The organism is Sphingomonas sp. Sphisp66 (genome assembly GCF_047324325.1).
GTDB lineage: Bacteria > Pseudomonadota > Alphaproteobacteria > Sphingomonadales > Sphingomonadaceae > Sphingomonas.
Genome location: NZ_CP168508.1, coordinates 4,456,648 through 4,483,168, shown reverse-complemented (window position 1 = coordinate 4,483,168; position 26,521 = coordinate 4,456,648). Strand labels below are relative to the sequence as shown.

Genomic DNA, 26,521 nt, shown 5'->3' with positions numbered 1-26,521 from the left:
GGGGGAAACGGCTGAACCTGGGCTTTATATCCGTTTCGACAGCGCAATGGCAGCGCGGCAGCCCGTGCGGATCAATCCGGACAGCAGCGGATAGGCCGGGGCCTGTTCCGCACCATGCTCCAGCGCCGTATCGCGGTGCTCGAGCTCCTCGTCGCGGAACTTCGCCACCGCCTCGCGCAGCTCGGGATCGCCCGCGCCCAGCTCTTCCAGCTGCTGCTGGTAATGGAGATCGATCTCGGTCTCGATCGCGGCAGTGCAGGCCATCGCGGCCTCGGGCCCGATCGCGGCGGTGACCGCGCCGAGCGCGAAGCCGGCGACGTCCCAGAAGGGCTGGAGCACCGTTGGGCGCACGCCGCGCCGTGCGATCATCGCGTCGAAAAAGGCGCGGTGGCGCTCCTCCTGGCTCGCCATGCCGGCGATCATCCGCGCCATCGGGGTGCGATCACCCATCACCGCCAGCTGCCCGGCATAGATGCGCGTCGCGCCATATTCGCCCGCCTGATCGACGCGGACCATCGAGGATATCCCCTCGCGCCGATCGCCGGGCTTCCAGCTCATGCGCGGCCCTTCCGGAGAGCGAGCACGAAGATGACCAGGGCGCCGGTGAGCGAGAGGATCGCGTTGAACCCGGCCAGGCTGATGCCGAAGAACGTCCATTGCGGCACGTCGCAGCGGATCAGCGGGCGGCGCAGCGCATCGTTGAGCATGTCCATCGGGTTGGCGCCGTGCACCTGGGCGGTGCAGGCGGTGATGCCCTGCCACCATTTATACTCGACGCCGGCATGGAACACGCCGATGCCGCCGCTGACCGCCACCGCGAGCGCGGCGAGCAGGACGAGCCCGAGCTGGGCACGGCGATCCTTCACCAGGAAGGCGGACAGCGCGATCAGGATCGCGACATAATGCGGATAGCGCTGCCACCAGCACATCTCGCACGGCACCAGCCCGAAGAACTCGGTGGTGTGCGCGCCGCCGACCAAGGCCAGCGGAAGCAGGAGCGCGATCCAGCGCGCGGTGCGAAGCCCGTCGTTGCGCATCGCTTACTTGCTCTTCGCGGCGGCGACCTGGGTCTTGGGACCGAGGCGCGAGATGGTCTGCAGGGCGTAGTGGAGCTGGAAGTCGTCCACGCCTTCCTTCTTCAGCTGCTCGGCCGTCTTGGCAAAGCGCGGATCGGTGCGCTGATCGTCCTCGAGCACCGAATCATCGACCTTGTCGTTGTTGATCAGGTGCGCGCGCAGGTCCGCCTCGCGGATCGACGGCCTGGTCTTGTAGTCGGCATCGCTGAGCTGGGGCACGAGCAGGTCGGGCTTGATGCCGCCTTCCTGCACCGAGCGGCCCGACGGGGTGTAATAGCGCGCGGTGGTGAGGCGCAACGCGGCACGCGCGCCCATCGGCAGGATCGACTGGACCGAGCCCTTGCCGAAGCTGCGCACGCCCATGACGAGCGCGCGGTGATGATCCTGGAGCGCACCGGCGACGATCTCCGAGGCCGAGGCGGTGCCGGCGTCGATCAGCACGACCACCGGCAGGCCCTTGGCGAGGTCGCCCGGGATCGGGGTGATGCCGGGCTCGTTCACATCGGCATACCAGCGCTCGATATCGGTCTTCTCGCGGCCGCGCTGCGAGACGATCTCGCCATGGCTGAGGAACACGTCGGACACTTCGATCGCCTGGCTCAGGAGTCCGCCGCCATTCTCGCGCAGGTCGACGATATAGCCGAGCGGCTTGTGCCCGAGCTTCTTGTCGATCTCCTGGATCGCCTTGACCGTGTCCGCCCCGGTCTGGGCGGTGAAGGTGTTGATGTTGATGATGCCGACGCCGTCCTTGACGTCCCACTTCACCGGCTTCTGCACGATGATCTCGCGCTTCATCGAGAAGGTGAGCGGCTTGTCGGCGCCCGGGCGGATCACGGTGAGCGTGACCGGGGTGCCCGGCTTGCCGCGCATCTGCTCGATCGCCTCGTCTAGGCTGCCGCCGACGATGAACTTGCCGTCGATATGGGTGATGAAGTCGCCCGACTTCATGCCTGCGCGCGCGGCCGGGGTGTCCTCGGTCGGGGCGACGACCTTCACCGCGCCGTCCTCCTGGGTGACAGTGAGGCCGAGGCCGCCATAATTGCCGTCGGTCTGGATCTTGAGATTGTCGTAGTCGAGCCCGTCGGCGAAGCTGGAATGCGGATCCAGCGCGGCGAGCATGCCCTGGATCGCGCCCTTCATCAGCGTGGCGTCGTCGACCTTCTCGACATAGTTCGCCTTCACCTGGCTGTAGACTTCCATGAAGGTGTCGAGCTCCTTGAAGCTCTGCGTATCGACGCCGGCCATTGCGCCGGAGGCAACGGGGACGAGCGCCAGCGCGCTGACGGCGGCGGTGACCTGAAGGAACGAACGGAGCATCAAAACTACTTTCCGGAAACGCGTTCGAAAGACAATCTAGGACGGGATCGCGGCAATTGCACGGCAGATTCAGCCGAGCAGGCTCGCGAGGTCCATGGGTTCGCCGCGACGGCGCAGCTCGACGGTGATGCGCGGCGCCTCGGTTTCGGGGGCGCGGCCGATGCGGGTGCCTTGCGAAACCTGCTGGCCGACACGGACGGCGATGGCGCCGAGCCCGGTGATCGAGCTGGTCCAGCCATTGCCATGGTCGATGATCACGACGCCGCCATAGTCGCGGAACGGACCGGCGAAGAGGATGCGCCCGCCGGTGGGGGCGACGGCATCGCTGTTGGCGGCGCAGGCAAGCGTGACACCGCGGGCGCGCACGCCGGTGGGGGAAAGCTCGCCCATGCCGGTGACGACCGATCCCGTAACGGGAAGCAGATAGGGCGGGCCGCCTCTGCGAGCGGTAGCGGCGACGGCGCTGCCGGGGCGGGGCAGCGGGCCGGGGAGCGCGGCGAGATCGGCCTGGATTTCGGCCGCTTCGCCGCTGGTCTCGATCTGGTCGACGATCTCTCTCGCGCGCTCTCCCAGGGCAATCGCGCGGTCCGATTCGACCAGCGCGCTGGAGGCGAGCTGCGCCGAGCGGGCACGGTGCTCGGCCTCGAGCTTCACCAGGCCGATCCGCTCCTGCTCGATCCGCTGGCGGGCGTCGCGGAAGCTGTTCACCGCGGCGAGCGCCTGGGCGCGGAGCTGGCGGATGCGGGAGAGCTCGGCGCGGACGTCGCGGGTACGCGATTCGACCACGGGCATGACGGTGCCGAGCACGGCGCGGACATGGACCATGTCGGCGGTCGAGCCGGGCTGGACCAGACCGAGCACCGCCGGCCGGCGCGCCATCGACTGGAGCGCGGCGATCAGGCGGAGGATCGGCCCCTGGCGCTCGGCGACGCGGGTGCGCTGGGCGGCCAGCTGGCGATCGACGATGCCGATTCGGGCGCGGGCGGCGGCGATGTCGGCTTCGGCCGCCTTTATCCGTTCGGCGGCGGCGGCCTCGCGGGCTCGGGCCTGGGCGGCCTGGTTGCTTTCCGCGGCAGCCTGGCGCTCAAGCGCGGCGCTGCGGGCCTGGGCGGCGTTGGACTGGGCGGTGGCATCGCGCAGCCGCCCCTGCTGCTCGGCCAGGCTCGGCGCCTGCGCCGCGGCGAGATTGCCGGTGACGAGGATCGCCACGAGGCTGGCACCAAGGACGAGCGGGCGGAGCATGGGCTCAGCCTTCGCGATGATAGGGGTGGTTGGCAAGGATCGAGGTGGCGCGCCACAGCTGCTCGGCGAGCATCGCGCGGGCCATCATGTGCGGCCAGGTGGCGCGGCCGAAGCTGATCAGCAGGTCGGCCTGGGCGCGCTGGGCATCGTCGAACCCGTCCGCCGCACCGATCAGGAAGCGCGTCTCGCGCACCCCGTCGTCACGCCAGGCGCCGAGCCGCTCGGCGATCACGCGGGAAGGCAGGTTCTCGCCCAGCTCGTCGAGCATGACGATGCGGGTGGTGCCCGAGATGTCGGGGACCTTGCCGCCGGTATCGGGCAGCTCGGTCACCCGGGTCGGCCATTGGATGCGCTTGAGATAGCGATCGACCAGCTCCGCTTCCGGACTGCGGCCGATCTTCCCCCTCGCCACGATATGGAGCTGCATTGCCCGTGCGGCTCCGTCTAGCGAATCAGGCCTGGCCGGCTTCGCCGAACGACCACATGCGCTCGAGATTGTAGAAGCTGCGCACCTCGGGGCGGAACAGGTGGACGATCACGTCGCCCGCGTCGATCAGCACCCAGTCGGCGGTGGGCAGGCCTTCCACGCGCGGGGTGCGGCCGAACTCGGCCTTGATCTTGTCGGCGAGCTTGATCGCCATCGAGGCGACCTGGCGCGTCGAGCGGCCGGAGGCCACAACCATGTAATCGGCGATGCTGCTCTTGCCGGCGAGCGGGATCGAGACCGTCTCGACCGCCTGATCGTCGTCGAGCGACGCCATCACGAGCTGGTGCAGCGCCTCGACGCCATTCTTGGCATCGGAGGAACGCAGAACATTGGGCGATGTGGCCAAGGGGCCTCCTAGGGTTGCAACGGGTCTGTGTGGGATTGCGATGGAGACGACGCCTTATCCGATCCCGTCAAAGTATCACTTTGACCGGTACCCGCATAACGCCGGTGCCAGGCGGGATCGGCGGCCCGAAGGCTCGTCGCCGAAGTAGGATCGGGGCGGAAGCGCAACAGCACGAGGGCCGGCAATCTCCAACGCGTCCAGTTCTTCGCCTGGCCTGCGGGCCACACAGCGCGCCGCAGCCAACCCATTGCAGGACTTGCATGGGCATCCCGATCATATCCCGGACGGGCGATCACCGCAATCGGAACCTGCTCGGCAATGTCGCGCCAGCGCTCCCATTTGTGGAACTGGGCGAGATTGTCCGCGCCCATCAGCCAGATGAAGCAGTGCTGGGGGAACAGCCGGGGCAGTTTGCGCACGGTATCGGCAGTATAGCGCGTCTTGATCCGCTTCTCGATGTCCGACACCCGGATCGGTGCGTGGCGGGCCATGCGCTCGGCCGAGGCCAGGCGCACCTTGAACGGCGCCATGCCCGCCTTGTCCTTGAGCGGATTGCCGGGCGAGACCAGCCACCACACCTCGTCGAGCCCCAGCGCGCGGATCGCGTGAAGCGAGAGCTTGCGATGACCGAGATGCGCCGGATTGAACGAGCCGCCGAGCAGGCCGATGCGCTTCATTACCGACGCGGCCGCCAATCGCGCATCGCGTGATGAAGCCGAAGAATCTCCACCCCGCCAGCGACAATACGATAGAGGAGAACATAGTCGGTTCGCAGCACGCGCCATTTGCGCACTGGGCCTTCAACCACGGGGCCTGCTCCAGGATTCTCAGCCAGAAAACGCGCCGCGGCCAAGGCCTCACGCCCTATGCGCCGCGCATAATCTGGCGACAGTTGAGAAGACTCATCATCCAGCGCGGCCAAGTCGTCTTGCGCCGGCGGTGTCCATTGAGCGCGACTCATTCAGCGGCGGCTTGCCGGTGGCGGGCTTCGAACCAGGCTTCCATGTCTTCCTGGCTGATCAATTCGCCACGATCGGCCGAGTCTATGCCCTCTTGAATGAAGGCACGAAACTCCAGTTCCTCATCCACATAGCGTTGAACTGCCTTCGCCACGATCCAAGCCCGCGATCGCTCAAGCATTCCGGCGAGCGTATCGAGCCTTGCCAATCCCTCTTCGTCGAGGCGGGCGGTGATGACGGCCGGCTTGGTCATGCAACGAATGTATACATTTGATACGCAGCCTTCAAGGACGCGCCTGCCCCGTGCCGCGGACCACCCATTTGTACGTCGTCAGCCCTTCGAGCGCGACAGGCCCGCGGGCATGCAGCCTGCCGGTGGAGATGCCGATCTCGGCGCCCAGCCCGAACTCGCCGCCATCGGCGAACTGGGTGGAGGCGTTCCACACCACGATCGCGCTGTCGACCTGGGCGAGGAACTTCTCCGCCACGGCTTCGTCGGCGGTGACGATCGCATCGGTATGGTGCGAGCCATGCGCGGCGATGTGCGCCATCGCATCGTCGACGCCATCGACCAGCTTCACCGACAGGATCGAATCGAGATATTCGGTGTCCCAGTCCTCGTCGCTGGCGGCGACCGCGCGCGGCTCCAGCATCTGGATCGCCGCGTCGCCACGCAGCTCGCAGCCGGCATCGGCCAGGCCGGCGAGGATTGGCGCGGGATCGGCGAAGGCGCGGTCGATCAGCAGGGTCTCGGTCGCGCCACAGATGCCGGTGCGGCGCATCTTGGCGTTGAGCGCCAGCTCCTTCGCCATCGCCGGATCGGCGGCGCCGTCGATATAAGTGTGGTTGAGCCCGTCGAGATGGGCGAGCACGGGTACGCGCGCCTCGGCCTGGACGCGGGCGACCAGCCCCTTGCCCCCGCGCGGCACCACCATGTCGATCGCGCCTTCGGCGGTGAGCATCGCACCGACCGCGGCACGATCGGTGACCGGGACCAGCTGCACCGCATCCGCGGGCATGCCGCCTTCGGACAGGCCGCGGGCGAGCGCGGCGTGGATCGCGCGGTTGGAGCGGATCGCTTCGGAGCCACCGCGCAGGATCGCGGCATTGCCCGCCATCGCACAGAGGGCCCCGGCATCGGCAGTGACGTTGGGCCGGCTCTCATAGATAATGCCGATCACGCCGATAGGTACGCGCACTCGGGTAAGGACCAGGCCGTTGGGCCGCTCGACCCGGTCGAACACGTCGCCGACCGGATCGGCGAGGCCGGCCACGGCCTCGACACCAGCCGCCATGCTCTCGATCCGCTTCGCATCGAGCTTGAGCCGGTCGAGCAGCGCGCCGGACAGGCCGCTCGCCTCGGCGGCGGCCATGTCCTCTTCATTGGCGGCCTGGATCGTGGCGGCATCGGCACGGATCGCGGCGGCGGCGGCACGCAGCGCAGCTGCCTTGGCCGGGGTCGGCATCGCGGCAAGCTTCGTCGAGGCGAGGCGGGCGCGGGCGGCCATTTCGGCGATCAGGGCAGCGGTGTCGGTCATGCTGCGCTTGCGCCTAGCACGTGCAGCATCAAGCTGATAGGCCTGCTGCCCATGGTGGGGGAACTCGAAGCAGCTGGGGAACTGGCAACGGGGGCGTTGCTTGGTCGCGCCGTGGAACCGAACGCGGGCGAGGGTCATGGCGGTGGCCATGGGCTCTGCCTCAATTGCGGCACCGCGCTGATCGGCTCGCATTGCCATAATTGCGGCCAGTCGGGGCATGTCCACCGCTCGCTCAACGCGATCGGCCACGACATCCTGCACGGCGTCTTCCACTTCGAAGGCAAGCTGTGGAACACACTGCCGATGCTCGCCTGGCGCCCGGGCGAGCTGACCAAACGCTACATCGCCGGCGAGCGCGCGCGCTTCGTCTCGCCGATGGCGATCTTCCTCTTCTCGGTCTTCGCGATGTTCGCGGTCTTCTCCTGGGTCGGCATTTCGGCACCGACCGAGCTGGGCAGCGGCAACCTGAAGCCGGTGGCCGCGATCGACTTCGCGAAGAAGGACGCGCAGGACGATCTGAACAAGGCGCGGAAGAAGCTCGCCAAGGCGACCGACGAGGACGACAAGGCGCAGTATCGCGAGGACATCGCCGATGCGCAGCAGCAGCTCGCCGGGCTCGACAAGGCGGCCAAGTCACTGGAAGGCGGCCCGGTCGACGTGTCCACGTCCGAGGCGCATACCGGCTGGCACGCGCTCGATCACGGCATCGAGAAGTGGCAGAAGAACCCGGCGCTGATGATGTACAAGCTCCAGTCGGCCAGCTACAAATTCTCCTGGCTGCTGATCCCCTTGTCGCTGCCTTTCCTATGGGCGCTGTTCTTCTGGAAGCGGCAGTACAAGCTGTACGACCACACGATCTTCATCACCTACTCGATCGCGTTCATGTCGTTGTTCTACATCGCGATCGCAGTCGCTGCGGCGATCGGGCTGCGCAGCGGTCCGCTGTGGATGGTGGCGGTGCTGGTTCCCTTCGTCCACATCACCCGGCAGCTCAAACAGGCCTATGACATCGGCTGGTTCTCCGCCTTCATGCGCGCCTGGGTGCTGACCTTCTTCATCAGCTGGATCCTGGTGATCTTCCTGCTGATCCTGGTGGCGCTGGGGATGTTCGGCTGAGGCTGGCCCCCAGGGTCACAAGCGACATGGCAGAGAAACCCTGGGTCCCGGCTTGCGCCGGGGAGCAATAGGGCAATGAAAAAGGCCTCCCCGATCGCTCGGGGAGGCCTTCTTGCTCTTGCGGAGACCTAAGCTCAGGCGCCCTGGGGCGTCGGCTGGCCGAACGGCCCCTTGGGCTTGCGGATCTTGGGGATCGAGGTGCCCGCCACCGCCACCGGACGGTGGATGTTCTGCGGATCCTCGCGGCCAATATCCTCGCCCGAGATCAGGCGCTTGATCTCCTCGCCGGTGAGCGTCTCATATTCGAGCAGCGCATTGGCGAGCGCGTGGAGCTGGTCGTTATGGTCGGTCAGCAGCTGCTGGGCGCGCTTGAGCCCGCCCTCGACCAGCTTCTTGATCTCGCTGTCGATCAGCTTCGAAGTGTCGTTGGACATCGGCGCGTTGCGCAGCCCGCCCTGGCCCAGATAGCTGTCGTCCGAATAGGTGTGCTCGATCGGGCCGACCTTGTCGGACATGCCCCACATCGTGACCATCGCGCGGGCCAGGCGCGTGGCGCTCTGGATGTCGCCGCTGGCGCCCGACGAGACCTTGTCATAGCCGAAGATCAGCTCTTCGGCGACGCGGCCGCCCATCGCCACGGCGAGGTTGGCATGCATCTTGTCGCGGTGGAGCGAATAGCTGTCCCGTTCGGGCAGGCGCATCACCATGCCTAGCGCGCGGCCACGCGGGATGATCGTCGCCTTGTGGATCGGATCCGATGCCGGCTCGTGCAGCGCGACGATCGCATGGCCGGCCTCGTGATAGGCGGTCATCCGCTTCTCGTCGTCGGTCATCACCATCGAGCGGCGCTCGGCGCCCATCATCACCTTGTCCTTGGCCTCCTCGAACTCGCTCATCGCGACGAGGCGCTTGCCGCGGCGCGCCGCGAGCAGCGCAGCCTCGTTGACGAGGTTGGCGAGGTCGGCGCCCGAGAAACCCGGCGTGCCGCGTGCGATGACGCGGGGATCGACGTCGGGCGCCAGCGGCACCTTGCGCATATGGACCTGAAGGATCTTCACGCGACCATCGATATCCGGGGTCGGCACCACGACCTGTCGGTCGAAGCGGCCCGGACGGAGCAAAGCGGGATCGAGCACGTCGGGGCGGTTGGTCGCCGCGATGATGATGATGCCCTCGTTGGCCTCGAAGCCGTCCATCTCGACGAGCAGCTGGTTGAGCGTCTGCTCGCGCTCGTCATTCTGGTTGCCGATGCCGCCGCCGCGCGAACGGCCGACGGCGTCGATCTCGTCGATGAAGACGATGCACGGGGCCGACTTCTTGGCCTGCTCGAACATGTCGCGCACGCGGCTGGCGCCGACGCCGACGAACATCTCGACGAAGTCCGAACCCGAAATGGTGAAGAAGGGCACGCCCGCCTCACCCGCGATGGCGCGGGCGAGCAGCGTCTTGCCGGTGCCCGGCGAGCCGACCAGCAGCGCGCCCTTGGGGATCTTGCCGCCGAGGCGGGCGAACTTGGTCGGGTCCTTGAGGAACTCGACGATCTCCTGCAACTCCTCGCGCGCCTCGTCGATGCCGGCGACGTCGTCAAACGTGACCTTGCCTTCCTTCTGGGTCAGCAGGCGTGCACGCGACTTGCCGAAGCCCATCGCGCCCGAGCCCGAGCCCTTCTGCATCTGGCGGATCACGAAGAAGGCGATGCCGAGCATCAGCAGGAACGGCAGCGACTGGTAGAGCAGGTAGAACCAGATGTTCGGCCCCTCCTCGGCACGCGCGGTGACCTGCACGTTCTTGTCGAGCAGGTTGCGGATCATCTGGGGATCCTCGGGCGCGTTCGTGCGGAACTTGCTGTCGTTGGTGAAGATGCCCGTCACCACGCCGGTGCCGCGCGCGATGTTGACGCTCTTCACTTCGCCATTGTTCACCTTGCCGATGAACTGCGAGTAGGAGATCGCGTCGCCGGTCGCCGGCGCGCTGTTGTTGCCGAACAGGCTGACGAACAGGGCGAGCGCCGCCAGGATGCCCACCCAGATCAACAGGCTCTTCATCCAGGGGTTGCCCCCATTTTCGGGACCCTGCTGGTTCTTGTCGTTGTCGCTCATGCGGATTCGGTACCTTTCCGCCATCTAAGATAGGCGCGGCCAAGTTAATGGCAATGGAACAGCGTCGATCAGTGTGATCGACGCGGCGGCGCCAGTTCGAAACGCCAGATACCGGTTTTGGTTCGCCCGATCACTTCCGCAATCGTACCGGTGCCCCCGGCATCGAGCGCGGCGAGCAGCGGATCGAGCCCGGTCTCGCGCCAGTCGGGACCCAGGCCATGCGCAGCGCGCACCGCAGCGACGGCCCGCTCGACGAGGCGACGGCGCAGCTCGCGGGGCAGGCCGGCAGGGTCGAGCGTCACCCGATCCGGCGCAACCGTTGCCCGGGCCCGCCATTCACGCTCGGCAGCCCAGGCCAACGCATCCTCGGCATCGCGGAGATTCGCCGCCGCGAGCGCGAGGCGATCGGCGGGCAGGTCCCCCGCCTCCGCCAGCAAGGCGCGGATACGGGCGCGGTCAAAGCGCGGATCGGCATTGGAGGGGTCGCGGACCGGGGCAATGTCGGCTGCTGCGACCAGCGCCTCCAGCTCGGCGCGGGTCCAGCCGAGCAGCGGGCGGATCAGCGTGACCGGGCCGAGCGGCCGCGCCGCCGCCATCGCCGCCAGGCCGCCCACGCCGGCCCCGCGCCGCGCGCGCATCAGGAAGGTCTCGGCGACATCGTCCTGCTGGTGCGCGGTGGCGACCCAGGCGGCGCGGCCGATCGCCCAGTCGGCGAGCAGGGCATAGCGCAGCGCCCGGGCGCCCTGCTGGAGATTGCCGGCGGCGGGGACGGTGCCGGCCAGCGTCTCGTGCGGCACGTCGAGCTGGTTGCACAGGCGCCGGACCAGCGCCGCCTCCTCGGTGGCTTCGGGACGCAGGCCATGATCGACGGTGGCGGCGATCACCGCGCCGGGCCAGGCATTATGGGCGAGGAGGAGCAAAGCGAGGCTGTCGGGACCGCCAGAGACGGCGAGCGCGAGGGGATCGTGCGGGGCAGGCGCGGCGCCGGTTAGCGCCGCACAGTCACGCCGGAAGCGCTCGACCGTTTCCGGGCCGAGCGTCAGCCGGTCACTTGCACTTCTGACTTGCACGGCCCTCGGCCACACCGGTCTTCATCTCGATCGACAGCTTGTCGCCATAGAGCTGGTCGAGTTCGGTATAGACCTTGCAGACTTCGCTGGCGGGCTTCTTCAGCTTGATGAGCGCCTGGGCCAGATAATAGAGGCTGTCGGGCGCACGCTCGCCCTTGGGGTTCTTCTTGTAGTTCTCGTAGAACGCGACCGCCGCCAGACTGGGCGCGCCGCTGTCGAGATAGGCGCGGCCGAGCAGGTTCTGCGAATAGCTGGCGCGGCGGTGCGTCGGGTACTTGGTCGCCACCGCCTCCAGCTCGCGGCGCGCTTCCGGATAGAGCTTGGCCTGCCACAGGCGGAAGCCATAGGTATAGCCGTCCTCGGCCGGATCGCCGGTCGCCGGCTTCTCGATCGCGGCGACCTGCTGGGCGCGCGTGCCGGTCGGCTTCGGCGTGTTCGCAGGCGCGGTGCTCGCGCCCGGCGCCGGGATCGACGGGCGCGTGCCGATCGGGGCAGGCGGGCGGATCACCGCACCGGCGGTGTCACCGGGCACGGTGGTGTCCTCGCCGCCGAGCGCGGCATTGGCAGTCGAGCGATCCTCGAGCGCCTTGATGCGGTTGTCGGTCAGCCGCTTATAGGCGGCGAAGGCGTCCTCGAGCTGGCGCAGGCGGTACTGGCCCTGCTCGACCTGGCCGGTGAGCGTGCGCTGCTGCTCCTCGAGCGCGGTCACGCGGCTGGTGAGGTCATTGAGCGGCGAGCTGGACGGGATGCCGGGGATGCTGGTGTCGGTCTCGGGCGTGATCTGCGGCTCGACGGTCTGACCGGCACCGCCCGGGAAGACCTTGCGCTGCACCGCGCGCATCTCGCGCTCGAGCCGGTCGACCCGGCCGGAAATGCCCGAATCCTGAGCCTGGGCCGTGCCGGCGGCAGCGAAGACGACGGCCATTGCCGTTGCAGCGAGAAGAAAACGCATCGATCACACCCCCCGGTGCAGGTCAAACAAGGTGAACAGACATTCGCTATAACCGGTAGGAGGCGCTTCCCGCCAGTCCCGGGGAAAATCCTTATGGCGCGCTGTTGGCAGTGCTCGTCGCAGGCGCCGGCTCAACGGGTACAGGCGTAACCACCGGCGGACGCGCCGCCGCGGGACGCTCGCGCCGCGTGGGAGCCGCAGACGTCGCCGCCGGGCTCGATCCCGCGATCGGGCCGGCGCCGGGCTGGTTGCGGTTGCGCAGCGCATCGGCGCTCACCTCGACATCGACAGTCGTGCCGGCGCGGCCAAGCGGATCGATGTTCGAGCCGTTGAGCGTCACCTGAATCTTCTCGGGCCCGCCGGTGCGGATGCGCGGATGATCGGCATCGGCCGGCACGTCATAGCGCTCGCCCGGGGCGAGCTCCTTCTCGACCAGCCGGGTGCCCTTGGCATCCGTGACGCGGATCCAGACGGTGTCGAGCGCGATCAGCGAGACCTGGCCGCCGGCTGCCGCCGGCACGGTCGCAACCGCGTTGCCGGCGATGCCATTGTCCGCGGCGTTCGCCACCGGCTCCTCGGTCGCCAGCGTCTCGGGCGCGGGCGCGCTGCCGCGGAACAGGTCGGTACCGTAATAGAGGATCGCACCGACGATCAGGACAAGCGCGAGCAGCGCACCGAAGATCGCCAGGCCGCGCGGCGGCACGCGCGCGGGATCGCTGGTCTCATAGGCGGGGATCGGCGCGGCGCGCTCGGGATTGCGGTGCAGCTCGGTACGCAGATCGCGCGCGATCGCCACCTCGTCGGCGCCGACGGCGCGGGCATAGGCCTTGGCGAAGCCCAGCGCATAGGTGATCGAGGGAAGCCCGGCATAATTGCCCTTCTCGATCGCCTCGAGATGGCGCTGCGGAATCCGGGTGCGCGAGGCGATCTCGGGAAGGTCCAGTCCCTGCGCCTCACGCGCGGCACGCAGCTTGTCGCCCACCGTGGCGGGGAACAGGTTCGGGTCTTCGGCGGCTTCGCCTTCCATCCATACTCTCCGTAGCGGAAGGGTTGCGCCCGGTGCTTCCGCCACGGCTGAAGCTGTCGTTCACCACGCCGCCCCTGTCAACGCCGACAGGGGCTATTTTGCCCGCAGATCAGGCCAGTTCGACGGAATGTTCGCTTGCCCAGGCTTCGAGCGCGTCGCGCAGCGAGCGGCCCGGCTCGGCGAGCATCGCGGCCATCGCCTCCATCAGCGCCGCGCGATCGAGCGAACGGATCATCGCCTTGATCGGCCCGACCGCGGCGGGGGTGATCGACAGGCGATCGATGCCAAGGCCGAGCAGCGCCAGCGCTTCCAAGGGCCGCCCGCCCATCTCGCCGCAGACGCCGACCGGCACGCCTACCGCCTGGGCCTGCGCCGTCACCCGCTTGAGGAAACGCAGGATCGACGGGCTGAGCCAGTCATAGCGCAGCGCCAGCTTGGGATGCGCGCGATCGGCGGCGAAGAGGAACTGGGTGAGATCGTTGGTGCCGATCGACAGGAAGTCTAGCCGCGGCAGCAGCACGTCGAGCACCTCGGCGAGCGCCGGCACCTCGAGCATCGCGCCATAGCGGATCTCGGTCGGCATCTTGCGCCCGCGCGCGGCGAGCCAGTTGCGCTGCGCCTCGAACAGCTCGCGCGCCGCATCGAACTCCCAGGGCTCGGAGACCATCGGGAACATGATGTTGAGCGTGCGCCCGGCGCCCGCCTCGATCAGCGCGCGCGCCTGCGCCTTCATCAGGCCATCGCGATCGAGCGCGAGGCGCAGCGCCCGCCAGCCCATCGCCGGGTTCTCTTCCTCGCCGTCCTCGTCATGGTTGAGATAGGGCAGCGCCTTGTCGCCGCCGATATCGACGGTGCGGAAGGTGACGGGCCGGTCGCCCGCGGCGTCGAGCACGTCCTTGTAGAGCCGGCGCTGCATCTCGCGCTGGGGCAAGGTGGCCGAGACGAGGAACTGGAATTCGGTGCGGAACAGGCCGATGCCGTCGGCCCCGGTCAGGTCGAGCGCGGCGAGATCGTCGCGCAGGCCGGCATTGACCATCACCGTCACCCGGTGGCCGTCGGCAGTGACCGGCGCGACGCCGCGCATCTGGGCGAACGCGGCGCGGCGCTTCTGGCTGAGCTCGAGCTTGGTCTCGAACGCCTCCTGCATCGCCTGGGTCGGGCGGACGAACAGGCTCTCCTCGCTCGTGTCGAGCAGGAGCATGTCGCCTTCGGCGATCAGCTGGCGGATGTTGCGGACGCGGCCCAGCACCGGCACGCCCATGGCACGCGCGACGATGGTGACGTGGGCGGTGAGCGAGCCTTCCTCCAGCACCACGCCCTTCAGGCGCCGGCGGTCATATTCGAGCAGCTCGGCGGGCCCCAGGTTGCGCGCGATCAGGATCGAATCCTGGCGCAGGCCCATCTGCGCCGCGGTGCCGAGCTGGCCCGAGACGATGCGGAGCAGCCGGTTGGAGAGATCCTCCAGATCGTGCATCCGGTCCCGGAGCAGCGGATCGTCGATCTCGCGCATGCGCTGGCGGGTGCGCTGCTGGACGCGCTCGATCGCCGCCTCGGCGGTAAGGCCGGAATCGATTGCCTCGTTGATCCGGCGCGACCAGCCTTCGTCGTACGCGAACATCTTGTAGGTCGCGAGGATCTCGTCCTGCTCGCCGCCGACGCCGAACTCGGCCTGGCTCGCCATCCGGTCGATCTGCTCGCGCATCTTGTCGAACGCGGCATAGACGCGGTGGCGCTCCGCCTCGGTATCCTCGGCGACGGTATGCTCGATGGTGATGCGCGGCTGGTGGAACACGGCGACGCCGGCGGCCATGCCGTCGACCAGCTTGAAGCCATGGCCGAGCTCGGGCGCGGTCGACTGGAGCCGGGTCGAGCCGCCGGCACTCGCAGGATCGATCAGATCGGCATTGGCGATCAGCTCGCTGAGCACCATCGCGACGGTCTGCAGCGCCTCGATCTCCTCGCTGGCATAGCGCCGCGATTCGGCATGCTGCACGGCGAGCACGCCCACCGACTGCTCGCGGCGGATGATCGGCACGCCGGCAAAGCTGTGGAACGCCTCTTCCCCCGTTTCCGGGCGATAGGCGAAGGCCGGGTGCATCTCGGCCTCGTCGAGGTTCAGCGTCTCGACATTCTGCGCGATCGTGCCGACCAGGCCCTCGCCGAGCGCGAGCTTGGTGACGTGGACGGCTTCCTGCGCCAGGCCGCGCGTCGCGAAAAGCTCGAGCAGCCCTTCGCGCAGCAGATAGATTGAGCAGACCTCGCTATCGAGCGCCTCGCCGATGATGCCCACCACCGAATTGAGCTTCGACTGCGCCGGATTGCGCGACGCCATCACGTCGTGAAGACGGGTCAGGATTTCACGGGCCGAGGCGGCGGCGGAAACGGGCATGCACAAGGCGCTAACAGATTGTGTTCGCCCACGCCATGCGCAGGCGAACACAAACCGTTACGGCAGCGTTGTTTTAGCGCTGAACGCTCGCCAGCTGGCCATGCCAGGCGCGGTCGGCAGCCCGCCACGCGTCATAATCACGGTAGAAGTCGGTGAAGGGCTGTTCGAGCCGCGGCAGCGCATCGGCGGCAAAGGCCGCGAACTGCCCGGGCACGACTTGCCCGACCTCGGCCAGCACTTCCCGCGCGACGCGGCAGAAGCCGGGCTGGGCGGGCGGCTGGGCGAAGAAATTATAGACCCGGGTCATGTCGCGATCGTGCCGCGAATCCCAGCCCGCGCCATAGCGGGCGCGGTACTGGCCCTTCACCGCCGCATCGGCGGCGGCGAGCGGCGCCCGGTGCCGGCCGAGCATCGCATTGTACGCCGCCACCGTCTCACGCTCCGCCACGTCGCGGCAACCGAGCGCCGCCACGTTGAGCGCCGCCCGTACATGCCAGGCCGTCTGATCGCGCGAGATGCTGTGATTGACCGTGTCGTAGCGGCCATCGGCAGCCACCGCCGGGATCAGCTGGTTCATCGTCGAACCCGCCGGCGGAAGCGGCCGGTCGACCATCCCGCCATCCCGATATTGCGCATGCGCAGGCAGCGCGCACACGAGTCCACAGAGCGCAACCGCGCTCCAAAACACCTTCTTCATGCAAGAAACCCCCCGGTCTCTATCCCCTGCCGGCAGCATTGCCCATCGCGCTGAATCCGGGCTGAAGAATGCTTGTGAATCACATGTTTACCGCCTCGATTCGTCGCAAATTACAAGCACTTGCGTAACGATCCACAGCCCACTTGCGCCCGCATATACTGTGCAGTACATAGTATGTGTCATACACGATATGAGGCACAGGACGATGCCGGTCGAAGAAGACCTGTTCGAGAAGCTGCGCGTCGAGCTCCGGCGCGGATCGCTGGTGCTGGCGGTGCTCGGGGCGCTGCGCGAGGAGCGCTATGGCTACACGCTGCGCACCAGCCTGGAGGAAGCGGGGCTGCCGATCGACGAGGGCGCGCTCTACCCGCTGCTCCGCCGGCTGGAGTCCCAGGGACTGCTGACCAGCGAATGGCGCGAGGAAGCCAAGCGCAACAAGCGCTTCTACCGCCTGACCCCGGTCGGGCTCGACGTGCTCGGCCAGCTGCTCGCCGAATGGAACGCAATCTCCGAATCGATCCTCCGCCTGACGCAGGGAGACAAGTGATGGACCTCATCGAACGCTATCTCGGCGCGGTGCGCTGGAACCTGCCCGCCGCCAAGGCCGACGACATCATCGCCGAACTGGCCGACCTGATCGCCGCGCGGATCGAGGATCGCGAGGAGAGCCTCGGCCGGCCGCTGAGCAAGGACGAGGTCAGCCAGCTACTGCGCGAGTTCGGCCATCCGATCGCGGTTGCCGGGCAATATAGTGAGCAGCGCGCGCTGATCGGGGCGGAGGTGTTCCCCTTCTACTGGTTCGTGCTCAAGGTCGTGCTGGTCGTGGTCGCGGTGATCGAGCTGGTGCAGATCGGCGGCGGGATCGTGGTGACCGGCGACCTGGTCCGCGCGGTGGCGCGCGGATCGGGCGGGCTGGTCCATTCGCTGCTCTACAACGCCGCGCTGGTCACCCTGTCCTTCGCGGTGATCGAGCGGCTGGGCTGGCTCGACGCCTATCTCGCCAAGTGGAAGCCCGAGGAGCTGCCCGACCTCGGCAAGCTCCGCCTCGACCTGTCGCCGCGCAAGCGCTGGGAGCCGCTGTTCGAGATCGGCTTCGGCATCGCCTTCCTGATCTGGTGGGCGGGCGGCTTCACCTTCCCCTTCGTGCCGCACGATGCCGGCGTGCGCATCACCGGCGCGCAGGTCTGGGCGACGCTCTACTGGCCGGTGGCGCTGCTGGTCTGGGCACGGATCGCGCTGAGCCTGATCGGCTTCCTGCGCCCGGGCTGGAAGGCGGTGCGCGCCGCGCTGATCCTGGGCTGCACCGCCGGCACCCTGCTCGTCGCCAAGGTGCTGCACGAGGCCGGGCAGATCGTCACCGTGGTCGGCACCGACACGGCAAAGGCCGCGCGGATCCAGGAAAGCCTCGACAAGAGCCTGGAGATCGCGGTGATCGTTATCGCCGCAGCGACGGCCTTCCAGTGCGCGAAGGAGCTGTACCAGCTGTACCGGGAGCGCCGTTAATCGCGGTTGGGCTTGCGGTTGGCGAAGCCCACCGGGATCGCCACCCGGCCCTGCGACACCAGCTGGCCATCGAGCATCGGCGGGACCACCCGGAAATCCGCCGATGCGTCGAGCGCCGCCTTGCCGAAGCCATAGCCTTCGGGCGTCTCGCGCAGCACCTTGCAATCGGCGAGCCGCCGGCTCGCCAGGACATGACAGGCAAGCAGCGCGCTGCCGGTGACGCCCTCATAGCGGGCACGTGGCGGATTGTGCTTGCCGAGCAGGCGCTGGCTGGGCGTCTCGGCCCAGACCGCCGGGAACAGCCTGCCCTCCCCGCTCTCGCGAACCGGCTGTGGCGGAGCCGGCGGAGCGGGCAGCACGGGTGAGGCGAACGGCGTGGCCGGTTCCGCAGTACGGACGGCATTGCCGGCGGATGGTCCGGCGCTGGGCGCCGGCGCCACCACCGACGGGGCCGGCTGGCCGACCGGTACCGCCACGATCGGCGCCGGCGCTATCGGCCCGGCCTCGGCCGTGGCGGGTTGTTTCAGCGGCGCGATCGCGGGCGGCGGCAGCGGAATCAGCCGCACCTCGGTCACCGGCGCAGCCGGCGGGTTCGGTGCGGGCAGCAACTGCACGGCGATGCTCTGGAGCAGCGCAACCAGCGGCAGCGCGGCGAAGAGCAGGGCGAGGAGCAGCGACAGCGCGCGGACGGGCGCGGTCAGCCGGGGCGGCGAGACAGGAGAGCTTGCCATGCCGGCAGCGTCTCACGCCACCGGCCCCCGGGCAAGCCGAGGCCGCACCGCTTCGGGCCGGACTCAGGCCGCGCGCTTCTCCAGCGCGTGGGCGGCCTCGGCCATCAGCGTGGCGATGATGTCGGCGACCGGCTCCTCCTTCGAGACCATGCCGACCGACTGGCCGGCCATCACCGAGCCATGCTCGACATCGCCATCGATCACCGCGCGGCGCAGCGCGCCGGCCCAGTAATGCTCGATCTGGAGCTGGGCCTCGAGCATCTCGACCTTGCCCTCGTCGAGCAGCTGGGCGACTTCGCGCTGCTTGGCGGAGAACAGCTCGCCCGCCGCATTCTTGAGCGCGCGGACAGGGATCACCGGCAGGCGGGGGTCGATCTGGACGCTGGCGATGGCGTCGCGGGCCGAGGCGCGGATGAACGCCTTCTTGAAATTGGCATGGGCGATGCTCTCGGTCGCGCAGACGAAGCGGGTGCCGAGCTGGACGCCGGCGGCGCCCATGTCGAGATAGCCGGCGATCGCCTCGCCCCGGCCGATGCCGCCGGCGACGAAGACGGGGACCTGCTCGGCGACTTCGGGGAGGATCTCCTGCGCCAGCACGCTGGTCGAGACCGGGCCGATATGGCCGCCGGCCTCCATGCCCTCGACCACCAGCGCGTCGACGCCCGAGCGGATCAGCTTCTTGGCGAGGCTGAGCGCGGGGGCGAAGCAGATCAGCTTGGCGCCATTGGCCTTGATCGCATCGAGCGAGCCCGCGGGCGGCAGGCCGCCGGCGAGCACGACATGGCCGACATCATGCTTCTTGCAGACCTCGATCAGCTCGAAGAGCTGCGGGTGCATGGTGATCAGGTTGACGCCGAAGGGCTTGGCGGTGAGCGCCCTGGTCCCGGCGATCTCCTTGTCGAGCAGCTCGGGCGTCATCGCGCCGCAGGCGATCACGCCGAAGCCGCCGGCATTGGAGATGGCGGCGACGAGGTTGCGCTCGGACACCCAGGACATGGCGCCGCCCAGGATGGCGGTCTCGGTGCCCAGGAACGCGCAGCCGCGCGCCATGCGGCGGGCCAGGCGCTCGGCGCCGATGGAAGATGCATTGGTCATCCCCCTCGCCTAGCCGCCCAGGCCATTGCCCGGCAAGGCCCCCACGAATCGCCAAAGTACACGAAGTACACGCCAGAAGCGGGTTTTCGTGGCTCGGTTCGATCCTACAGCGCGGGGTCGTGGGCGGGCCGGAAGTTCACAAAGGTCACGACATATGCGCAGCATGCGCCCCTGCGATTTCGGCAAGCTTGTTGCGCAGGCCAGCGAGGGGACCGGTCCTATATTTCCTACCAGTCAAAGAGCGATCGAGGGCACGCCCCGATACTTCGACGCAACCATGCGAAATCCTACATTGCAAGCACGGCCGCGCCGAGAGCCTAGGGTTCCTGGCTTCCCGAACCCGAGGGCGCGACGTCCGCCGAAGGGCGATTGGTCTGGCGATAATCGATGCGGATCACCACCCATGCGCCGACCATCGGCTTCTTGCCGACACGCGGCGGGCGGACGAGGAACTGGAAGGCGGCCTGGCGGACCGATCCGGCAAAGCCGGTGCCGCGCGTCTCCTCGAGCTCGTAGCAATCCTCGACCTTGTAGCGCGCCACCGTCCGGCAGGCGACCAGCCCGTAGCCCGGAAAGCGCGCCCGGTTCGGGTTGATATAGGGATTGAGCTCGGCGTTGCGCGGCTCGCGATACCATTCGGCGACATAGAGCGTCTCGCCATTGCGGCCCTTGCGGCCCGCGACAGGCGTGTCGCCCGCCCCGCCCCCGCCGCCCGCATCGGCGGTCTCGGTCGACGCGCCGTCGCTCGTCTCGGCACGCGAGGGCACCTTTGCGATGTCCCCCTGCTGATAGTCGTTGCGGCTGAGCTTGAGGAAGGTCGGCGGACCGACCGGCACCGGCGTCTCGATCGGGGTCGGCACCGGAGGCGGCGGCTGGGTCTGCGCCTGGGCTTGCGCCTTTTGCGCGCGCGCCGCCTTCTTCTGCTGCTTCTCGGCCGGCTTCTTGTCGGGGCTCTCCTCGCCCTTCGATGCTTCGATCCCGAAGGTACTCAGGCTGTTGCCCTGCTTGCGGCCCGGCAAGGGCGGCACGAAGAACAGCAGGAGCGCCAGCAGCAGCAGCTCGAGGACGAGCGCGATCAGCAAGGCCGCGCCGCGCCTGCGCAGCAGCCCCGAATCAGCGAAGAGACGGGTGCGCAGCCACATCATCACGCTTTCGCCCCAACCATGGCGGCGCGGCGGCAGCACGACCGAAACATGGCAGCATCGCGCCGCATGTTACGGTTCGTTGCAGCGGACGGTCAGAACGCATCCGGCAGGACGCGGTCAGGCGGCCTCGTCGGTCGCGTCCAGGCCATAGGCGGTGTGGAGGATGCGCACCGCCAGCTCGGTCTCGTCCTCGTTGATCAGCACGCTGACCTTGATCTCCGAGGTGGTGATCGCCTGGATGTTGATCCCGCGCTCGCCGAGCGTCTTGAACATCGTCGCGGCGACGCCCGCATGGCTGCGCATGCCGACGCCGACCACGGAGATCTTGGCGACGCGCGTGTCCTGGAGCAGGTCCGCGAAGCCGATCACGCCCTTGGCCTGGTTGAGCGCTTCGATCGAGCGGGCCAGATCGGCGGCCGGCACGGTGAAGGTCACGTCGGTCGCGCTCGCCGAACCCGCGCTCTGGTGCGCGATGTTCTGGATGATCATGTCGACATTGATGTTGGCCGCGGCGAGCGGATTGAAGATCGAGGCCACAGCGCCGGGCTTGTCCGGTACCGCCGTCAGCGTGATCTTCGCTTCGTTCTTGTCGTGCGCGATGCCGGTGATGAGCTGGCTTTCCACGTCCTGAATCTCCTCTTCGCCCACGATCATCGTTCCGGGCAGCGTGTCCGCCATCGGGGCATCGTCGCCGGTGAACGACGACAGCACCTGGACGCGGACCTGTTCCTTCATCGCCAGGCCCACCGAGCGCGTCTGGAGCACCTTGGCCCCGACGCTGGCGAGCTCCAGCATCTCCTCGTACGTCACCTTCTTGAGCTTGCGAGCCCGGGGGACGATGCGCGGATCGGTGGTGTAGACGCCATCGACGTCCGTGTAGATGTCGCAGCGATCGGCCTTGACCGCCGCCGCAACCGCAACCGCCGAGGTGTCCGAGCCGCCGCGGCCGAGCGTGGTGACGCGGTTGCTGCCGTCGCTGGTCACGCCCTGGAAGCCGGGGATGACCGCGACTTCGCCCTGCGCCCAGCCGGCTTCGAGCCCGGCGGAATCGATCGTCTGGATGCGCGCCTTGGCATGCGCCGAATCGGTGTGGATCGCGACCTGCGTGCCGAGCCAGGAGCGCGCCGGCACGCCGAGCGCCTGAAGCGCCACCGCGAGCAGGCCCGAGGTGATCTGCTCGCCGGCCGATACGACCACGTCATATTCGCGCGGATCGTAGAGCGAGCTTGCCTCGCGGCAGAAATTGACCAGCCGGTCGGTCTCGCCGGCCATCGCCGAGACGACCACCGCGACCTGGTTGCCCGCATCCCATTCGCGTTTGACGCGCTTCGCAACGTTCCGGATGCGCTCGATGCCTGCCATCGAGGTGCCGCCGAACTTCATCACGATACGCGCCATGGAAAGAGCCTGTCTGCTTTGCGGGCCTGGTCCCCGCAGCTGCGGGGATGACGATAATGGGGCGCCCTGATAGGAGCGGCGCATGGCAAGCGCAACCAAAGCAACAATTGACCCGCGTGAAGCTGAGCATTTCGGCAAGCTGGCGGCGGACTGGTGGAATCCGAAGGGTTCCTCGGCGATGCTCCACCGGCTGAATCCGGCGCGGCTGGGCTATATCCGCGCCGCGGTGGACGCGCATTGGGGCGGCGACAGCGCGGGCTTCGCACCGCTAGCGGGCAGGACCGCGATCGATGTCGGCTGCGGGGCCGGGCTGCTCGCCGAGCCGCTCGCCCGGCTGGGGGCGAAGATGACCGGCATCGACGCCGCGCCCGAGAATATCGGTGCCGCCCAAGCCCATGCCGCCGCGACCGGGCTCGACATCGACTATATCGCGGGCGGGATCGAGGACCTGCCGGGACGCAGCTTCGACCTGGTCACTTCGATGGAAGTGATCGAGCACGTCACCGATCCGGCGGCGTTCGTCGCCGCGCTGGCCGGGGCGCTCGCCGAGGGCGGGCTGATGGTCCTCTCCACCCCCAACCGCACGCTCGCCTCGCATCTGGCGATGATCACCCTGGCCGAGGGCACCGGCGCGATCCCGCCGGGCACGCATGACTGGCGCAAGTTCCTCCGCCCCGAGGAGTTGGAGGAATTGCTGGCGGCGGCCGGGCTGAAGGTGATCGACCGCACGGGGCTGGGCTTCTCGCCGGCGCGCGGGTTCGTCACCGGCACCAGCGAGACGCTGAATTACCTGGTCACGGTGGTGCGGGCGTAACCCTCGATTTCGTCATCCCCGCCTTCGCGGGGATGACGGTTTGGAATTGGAACGCGGGTTTGGAAGCTACGGCTTCTGCCCATAGTTCAGCACCGCCATCGCGCCGATATCCAGCACCTGCCTGGCGGTGTTGATGTGGAGCGCGGCGGCGAGCTCGCCCTTGGCATAGTCGCGGTCGGCATGGCCGGCGGCGGTGTAGAGCTTCCACTCGGGACCCACGGTGACCGGGTTGCCGAAGAGCCGGGTATAGGGTGCCGCGGCGAGCTGGATCTGGGCGTTGGCGATCTCGGCGGTAGTCGCGCCCTCGGCCGGCTTTTGCACCCGGGCGTAGAAGGCGATCACGATCTTGTCGCCCTTCTTCACCCCCAGTTGGAGCGGCGAGTTGACCCCGACGCCCCAGGCATTGCCGCCCCCCGGCGTCTCGACCCGGATCGCCTTGCCGAACTGGACCTTCGCATCCTTCACCGATTGCGGCTTGGCCCCGCCCGGCAGGCCATAGACCTGGAAGCTGTCCGGATTGGCGTTGTTGAGGACTTCGGGCTCGGCCGGTGCCGTCTGCGCGGCGAGCCCGGCCGGGATCGTCATGGCAATGGCGGCGAGCGCCAGTCGCTTGGTCATATTTTGCCTCCCCTTGTTGTTTGCGAAGGAGGCTATGCCTGTGTCCGGATCGTTTCAATCGGAATTGTTAGCGTTACCGGTCAGAACAGCCGGCCCCCGTCCGGCACCTTCTCGCTCGGGTGGAACAGCACCACCTTGCCCTCGGCATCGGGGAAGCCGAGCGTCAGCACCTCGGACATGAACTTGCCGATCTGGCGCGGCGGGAAATTGACCACGGCGGCGACCTGCAGGCCCGGCAGCTGCGCGAGCGTGTAATGCTCGGTGATCTGCGCCGAGGAGCGCTTGCGGCCGATCGTCGGGCCGAAATCGATCAGCAGCTTGAAGGCTGGCTTGCGCGCCTCCGGGAATGCCTCGGCCTCGACGATCGTGCCCACGCGGATGTCGACGGCGAGGAACTGGTCGAAGCCGATCGTCTCGGCGGCCTGGGCGGCGGGATCGTGAGTCATGTGCATGGGAGGCCCCATGCCACTGCCCCGCCGCCGCGGCCAGTCTCAGCGGGCCGCCCCGTCATACTGCTGGACGTTCAGCGCATCGAGATCGACCCCGTCGGCGCAGCGCAGGTTGATCTCGACCATCGGCCCGTTCGGCCCCCGCCCCTCCGCGAAGGGCGCCACGCCGCAATTGCTGCAGAAGTGATGCTGGATGACGTGGTGGTTGAACTCATAGGTCGCCACCGCGTCGCGCGGGGTGTGGAGGGTGAACTTGTCCGGCGTGGTGAAATGGTGGAGCGGCGCCTTGCGGCGGCAGATCGAGCAGTTGCATGCCATCGCCTGGCGGGGCGGATCCTCATCGACCGTATAGGCGATCGCGCCGCAATGGCAGCTTCCGGTGAACGGCATCGTCTCCTCCTCTGTTCTTTGCGGGGCAACGCGCGGGCTGCCCCATTGTTCTTGTTCTCATTATGTTCTATTGCACGGCCCATGCAATCGGGCTTCGGCTTCCATGGGCATGACGATATTGCGCGCTGGCAGCAAGCGCTGGAGCCGATGCGCGCGCTCGCCGGCCCGTTACCGCGCCGCTCGCCGATCGGGGCGCTGGTCAAGTCGCTGATCAGCGGGCGGACCAAGGACCCGGTGTCGCTGGCCGCCTATGACCGGCTGGTCGCCCGCTTCGGCACGCCCGGCCAGGTGCTGGCGGCGGGGCCGGCCGAGGTGCTGCGCGCCATCCATGCAGTCACCCATGCCGAGGACAAGGCGCGCTACCTGATCGGCGCGCTGGGGCGGATCGCGGCGGAGCGCAAGACCTTCGACCTGCACTTCCTGGGTGCGCTCCCGCTGGGCGAGGCGCTCGCCTGGCTCGAGCGGCTGCCCGGGGTGGGGCGCAAGGTCGCGGCGGCGACGCTCAACGCCAGCACGCTCGACCGGCCGGTGCTGATCGTCGACACCCATGTGCTGCGCGTGCTCCAGCGCATCGGCTTCGTCCGGCGCAGCGCCGAGGGGCGCGACGCGAGCGAGGCGGTGACCGCGGCGATGCCCGAATGGCAGGGCGGCGACTTTCTCGACTTCCATATCGGCACCAAGAAGCTTGGCCAGACGCTCTGCCGCTTCGACGCCACCGACTGCGCCCGCTGCCCGCTTCGGACCGATTGTCGCTCTCGGAGCAATTGACAGCGTGCCCGCGCTCTCGGACAGGAGGCCATGGCCGAGGTGAAACTCCATCCGAGCTGGCTCGAACCGCTGCAAAGCGAGTTCGCCGATCCGTACATGGCGGCGCTGCGCCAGTTCCTCGTCGCCGAGAAGGCAGCGGGCAAGCGCATCTTCCCGGCCGGCAGCGAGTGGTTCCGCGCGCTCGACCTGACGCCGCTGGAGAATGTCCGCGTCGTCATCCTGGGCCAGGACCCCTATCATGGCGAGGGTCAGGCGCATGGCCTGTGCTTCTCGGTCAAGCCGGGCGTGCGCACCCCGCCGAGCCTGGTCAACATCTACAAGGAGATGGAGGCCGACCTCGGCATCCCGCCGGCGCGGCACGGCTTTCTCGAGCATTGGGCCGAGCAGGGCGTCCTTCTCCTCAACGCGGTGCTGACCGTGCAGATGGGCGCGGCGGCATCGCATCAGGGGCGCGGCTGGGAGCGGTTCACCGATGCGGTGATCCGGCTGGTCAACGCCCGCGCCGAGCCGGTGGTCTTCCTGCTCTGGGGCAGCCATGCCCAGAAGAAGGCGGCGTTCGTCGATTCGATCGACAGGGGCGGGCGGCACCTGGTGCTCAAGGCGCCCCACCCCTCGCCCCTTTCCGCCTATTCGGGCTTTTTCGGCTCGAAGCACTTCTCCAGGGCCAACGAATTCCTGAAGAGCGTCGGGCAGAAGCCGATCGACTGGGCGCTGCCGCCGCTACAGGGCTAAGGCGTACTGGCGCGGGATGAGCGGCCAGCGGCCGAGCATCTCGTGGCCATGGTCGCTCCGGATCAGCTGGAATTCCTCGACGCGCCACGAGACCGGATCGATCTGCGCGCGCGGCACGCCCATGCCCTTGTAGGCGAGGCTGAGGTGCAGCCAGAAATTGTGCACCGGCAGATCGACACCACAGCGCAGCGCGACCCGGCGAAGCGCACGGTGGAAGGCCGCCGGCGCCGGCATCCCCTTGCGGCCCCGCAGCGCCCGGCCGTCGATCGCGTCGAACACCATGTCGAACGGATCGAAACAGAGCGCGCCGAGTTCCTCGCGGAGCCGGTCCAGCTGGTGCGGTGCCCAGTTTCGGGCAAGTCCGAGCTTGAGCATCGTGCTGTGCCAGCGGTCCGGCGGATAATGCGCGTCCAGCCGGTGGGCGCTGCGAACGCGCTGCAAGGGCGGCTGCACTTCCGGCGGAGGCTTGGCCATGACGTACAGGACCGGCTCGGACATTCCCTCGCTTTCGACTCACTTGATATGTTCGCTTTATGTTCCTTTCCGTGGAATGAGTCGAATCC

General features: G+C 68.2%; 30 protein-coding genes. 6 read left to right on the top strand and 24 right to left on the bottom strand.

Translation table 11 applies throughout. The annotated features are described in order from the left end of the window. Positions 1–24 precede the first annotated feature (24 nt). From ACEN8G_RS20640 to ACEN8G_RS20595, 10 genes are all read right to left on the bottom strand, one after another. Positions 25–558 carry a demethoxyubiquinone hydroxylase family protein gene (locus ACEN8G_RS20640; protein ID WP_413413935.1) on the bottom strand — a complete coding sequence of 178 codons (534 nt, stop codon included), beginning with the start codon at positions 556–558 and terminating at the stop codon, positions 25–27. Beyond that, entirely contained in the window at positions 555–1,037 is a 483-nt protein-coding gene (locus tag ACEN8G_RS20635) for a disulfide bond formation protein B (RefSeq protein WP_307116944.1), read from the bottom strand. The genes ACEN8G_RS20640 and ACEN8G_RS20635 overlap by 4 nt, the downstream gene beginning before the upstream one ends. A 3-nt stretch (positions 1,038–1,040) precedes the next feature. Then, positions 1,041–2,393 carry a S41 family peptidase gene (locus ACEN8G_RS20630; protein WP_413413934.1) on the bottom strand — a complete coding sequence of 451 codons (1,353 nt, stop codon included), beginning with the start codon at positions 2,391–2,393 and terminating at the stop codon, positions 1,041–1,043. A 69-nt stretch (positions 2,394–2,462) separates the two neighbouring features. Beyond that, positions 2,463–3,635 (bottom strand): murein hydrolase activator EnvC family protein, encoded by a 1,173-nt coding sequence (locus ACEN8G_RS20625; protein ID WP_413413933.1) that lies wholly within the window; start codon positions 3,633–3,635, stop codon positions 2,463–2,465. Between the two features lie 4 nt (positions 3,636–3,639). Further along, complete coding sequence (locus ACEN8G_RS20620; protein ID WP_413413932.1) at positions 3,640–4,062, bottom strand: 23S rRNA (pseudouridine(1915)-N(3))-methyltransferase RlmH; 423 nt, start codon at positions 4,060–4,062, stop codon at positions 3,640–3,642. A 25-nt stretch (positions 4,063–4,087) separates the two neighbouring features. Further along, entirely contained in the window at positions 4,088–4,396 is a 309-nt protein-coding gene (gene rsfS / locus ACEN8G_RS20615) for a ribosome silencing factor (RefSeq protein WP_116840187.1), read from the bottom strand. A gap of 80 nt (positions 4,397–4,476) precedes the next feature. Next, positions 4,477–5,145 carry a nicotinate-nucleotide adenylyltransferase gene (locus ACEN8G_RS20610; protein WP_413413931.1) on the bottom strand — a complete coding sequence of 223 codons (669 nt, stop codon included), beginning with the start codon at positions 5,143–5,145 and terminating at the stop codon, positions 4,477–4,479. Further along, positions 5,145–5,429, bottom strand: a complete 285-nt coding sequence (locus ACEN8G_RS20605) for a type II toxin-antitoxin system RelE/ParE family toxin (protein WP_413413930.1) — start codon at positions 5,427–5,429, stop codon at positions 5,145–5,147. The genes ACEN8G_RS20610 and ACEN8G_RS20605 overlap by 1 nt, the downstream gene beginning before the upstream one ends. Then, complete coding sequence (locus tag ACEN8G_RS20600) at positions 5,426–5,680, bottom strand: CopG family ribbon-helix-helix protein (protein ID WP_307116938.1); 255 nt, start codon at positions 5,678–5,680, stop codon at positions 5,426–5,428. Before ACEN8G_RS20600 ends, ACEN8G_RS20605 begins: the two co-directional genes overlap by 4 nt. Before the next feature lie 31 nt (positions 5,681–5,711). Further along, positions 5,712–6,965 carry a glutamate-5-semialdehyde dehydrogenase gene (locus ACEN8G_RS20595; protein ID WP_413413929.1) on the bottom strand — a complete coding sequence of 418 codons (1,254 nt, stop codon included), beginning with the start codon at positions 6,963–6,965 and terminating at the stop codon, positions 5,712–5,714. 111 nt (positions 6,966–7,076) lie between these two features. On the opposite strand from ACEN8G_RS20595, the gene ACEN8G_RS20590 reads away from it, so the two are divergent. Next, positions 7,077–8,081, top strand: a complete 1,005-nt coding sequence (locus tag ACEN8G_RS20590) for a DUF3667 domain-containing protein (protein ID WP_413413928.1) — start codon at positions 7,077–7,079, stop codon at positions 8,079–8,081. 134 nt (positions 8,082–8,215) lie between these two features. Here ACEN8G_RS20590 and ftsH read toward each other — a convergent pair whose 3' ends face one another. The 6 genes from ftsH to ACEN8G_RS20560 form a co-directional block, all read right to left on the bottom strand. Then, the gene (gene ftsH, locus ACEN8G_RS20585) at positions 8,216–10,180 is read right to left on the bottom strand and encodes an ATP-dependent zinc metalloprotease FtsH (RefSeq protein ID WP_307116934.1); all 1,965 of its coding nucleotides are present in this window, start codon (positions 10,178–10,180) and stop codon (positions 8,216–8,218) included. Positions 10,181–10,248: 68 nt separating this feature from the next. Next, positions 10,249–11,250 carry a tRNA lysidine(34) synthetase TilS gene (gene tilS, locus ACEN8G_RS20580; RefSeq protein ID WP_413413926.1) on the bottom strand — a complete coding sequence of 334 codons (1,002 nt, stop codon included), beginning with the start codon at positions 11,248–11,250 and terminating at the stop codon, positions 10,249–10,251. Further along, positions 11,228–12,202, bottom strand: a complete 975-nt coding sequence (locus ACEN8G_RS20575) for a tetratricopeptide repeat protein (protein WP_413413925.1) — start codon at positions 12,200–12,202, stop codon at positions 11,228–11,230. Before ACEN8G_RS20575 ends, tilS begins: the two co-directional genes overlap by 23 nt. 91 nt (positions 12,203–12,293) lie before the next feature. Next, on the bottom strand, positions 12,294–13,229 hold the full coding sequence (locus ACEN8G_RS20570) for a helix-turn-helix domain-containing protein (protein ID WP_413413923.1): 936 nt from the start codon (positions 13,227–13,229) through the stop codon (positions 12,294–12,296). 109 nt (positions 13,230–13,338) lie between these two features. Beyond that, the gene (gene ptsP / locus ACEN8G_RS20565) at positions 13,339–15,618 is read right to left on the bottom strand and encodes a phosphoenolpyruvate--protein phosphotransferase (RefSeq protein WP_413413922.1); all 2,280 of its coding nucleotides are present in this window, start codon (positions 15,616–15,618) and stop codon (positions 13,339–13,341) included. A 73-nt stretch (positions 15,619–15,691) separates the two neighbouring features. Then, complete coding sequence (locus ACEN8G_RS20560; RefSeq protein ID WP_413413921.1) at positions 15,692–16,315, bottom strand: hypothetical protein; 624 nt, start codon at positions 16,313–16,315, stop codon at positions 15,692–15,694. A gap of 205 nt (positions 16,316–16,520) precedes the next feature. Between ACEN8G_RS20560 and ACEN8G_RS20555 the strand changes: the two genes are divergently transcribed. Then, complete coding sequence (locus ACEN8G_RS20555) at positions 16,521–16,862, top strand: PadR family transcriptional regulator (RefSeq protein WP_413413920.1); 342 nt, start codon at positions 16,521–16,523, stop codon at positions 16,860–16,862. Continuing rightward, complete coding sequence (locus tag ACEN8G_RS20550; protein WP_413413919.1) at positions 16,862–17,818, top strand: hypothetical protein; 957 nt, start codon at positions 16,862–16,864, stop codon at positions 17,816–17,818. Before ACEN8G_RS20555 ends, ACEN8G_RS20550 begins: the two co-directional genes overlap by 1 nt. Here the strand turns inward: ACEN8G_RS20550 and ACEN8G_RS20545 are convergent. The 4 genes from ACEN8G_RS20545 to ACEN8G_RS20530 form a co-directional block, all read right to left on the bottom strand. Next, the gene (locus tag ACEN8G_RS20545) at positions 17,815–18,549 is read right to left on the bottom strand and encodes a TonB family protein (RefSeq protein WP_413740679.1); all 735 of its coding nucleotides are present in this window, start codon (positions 18,547–18,549) and stop codon (positions 17,815–17,817) included. The genes ACEN8G_RS20550 and ACEN8G_RS20545 overlap by 4 nt on opposite strands. 63 nt (positions 18,550–18,612) lie before the next feature. Continuing rightward, on the bottom strand, positions 18,613–19,644 hold the full coding sequence (locus tag ACEN8G_RS20540; RefSeq protein WP_413413917.1) for an NAD(P)H-dependent flavin oxidoreductase: 1,032 nt from the start codon (positions 19,642–19,644) through the stop codon (positions 18,613–18,615). A gap of 317 nt (positions 19,645–19,961) precedes the next feature. After that, positions 19,962–20,789 (bottom strand): hypothetical protein, encoded by an 828-nt coding sequence (locus ACEN8G_RS20535; protein ID WP_413413916.1) that lies wholly within the window; start codon positions 20,787–20,789, stop codon positions 19,962–19,964. A gap of 117 nt (positions 20,790–20,906) precedes the next feature. After that, complete coding sequence (locus ACEN8G_RS20530) at positions 20,907–22,187, bottom strand: aspartate kinase (protein ID WP_413413914.1); 1,281 nt, start codon at positions 22,185–22,187, stop codon at positions 20,907–20,909. A gap of 82 nt (positions 22,188–22,269) precedes the next feature. On the opposite strand from ACEN8G_RS20530, the gene ubiG reads away from it, so the two are divergent. Continuing rightward, entirely contained in the window at positions 22,270–23,001 is a 732-nt protein-coding gene (gene ubiG / locus ACEN8G_RS20525; protein WP_413413913.1) for a bifunctional 2-polyprenyl-6-hydroxyphenol methylase/3-demethylubiquinol 3-O-methyltransferase UbiG, read from the top strand. Between the two features lie 66 nt (positions 23,002–23,067). Here the strand turns inward: ubiG and ACEN8G_RS20520 are convergent, their stop codons facing one another. The 3 genes from ACEN8G_RS20520 to ACEN8G_RS20510 all read right to left on the bottom strand — a co-directional run bounded on the left by ACEN8G_RS20520 (position 23,068) and on the right by ACEN8G_RS20510 (position 24,458). Further along, on the bottom strand, positions 23,068–23,619 hold the full coding sequence (locus ACEN8G_RS20520) for a hypothetical protein (RefSeq protein ID WP_413413912.1): 552 nt from the start codon (positions 23,617–23,619) through the stop codon (positions 23,068–23,070). Positions 23,620–23,699: 80 nt separating this feature from the next. Next, a complete protein-coding gene (locus tag ACEN8G_RS20515; protein WP_413413910.1) occupies positions 23,700–24,071 on the bottom strand; it encodes a tRNA-binding protein in 372 nt (123 codons plus the stop codon). 39 nt (positions 24,072–24,110) lie between these two features. Further along, positions 24,111–24,458 (bottom strand): GFA family protein, encoded by a 348-nt coding sequence (locus ACEN8G_RS20510; protein WP_307116920.1) that lies wholly within the window; start codon positions 24,456–24,458, stop codon positions 24,111–24,113. An 81-nt stretch (positions 24,459–24,539) separates the two neighbouring features. Between ACEN8G_RS20510 and ACEN8G_RS20505 the strand changes: the two genes are divergently transcribed. Then, on the top strand, positions 24,540–25,226 hold the full coding sequence (locus tag ACEN8G_RS20505) for an endonuclease III domain-containing protein (protein ID WP_413413908.1): 687 nt from the start codon (positions 24,540–24,542) through the stop codon (positions 25,224–25,226). A 30-nt stretch (positions 25,227–25,256) separates the two neighbouring features. Then, the gene (gene ung / locus ACEN8G_RS20500; RefSeq protein WP_413413907.1) at positions 25,257–25,958 is read left to right on the top strand and encodes a uracil-DNA glycosylase; all 702 of its coding nucleotides are present in this window, start codon (positions 25,257–25,259) and stop codon (positions 25,956–25,958) included. Here ung and ACEN8G_RS20495 read toward each other — a convergent pair. Next, on the bottom strand, positions 25,947–26,456 hold the full coding sequence (locus tag ACEN8G_RS20495; RefSeq protein WP_413413905.1) for a 2'-5' RNA ligase family protein: 510 nt from the start codon (positions 26,454–26,456) through the stop codon (positions 25,947–25,949). The two genes, ung and ACEN8G_RS20495, sit on opposite strands and share 12 nt — an antisense overlap. Positions 26,457–26,521: the final 65 nt, after the last annotated feature.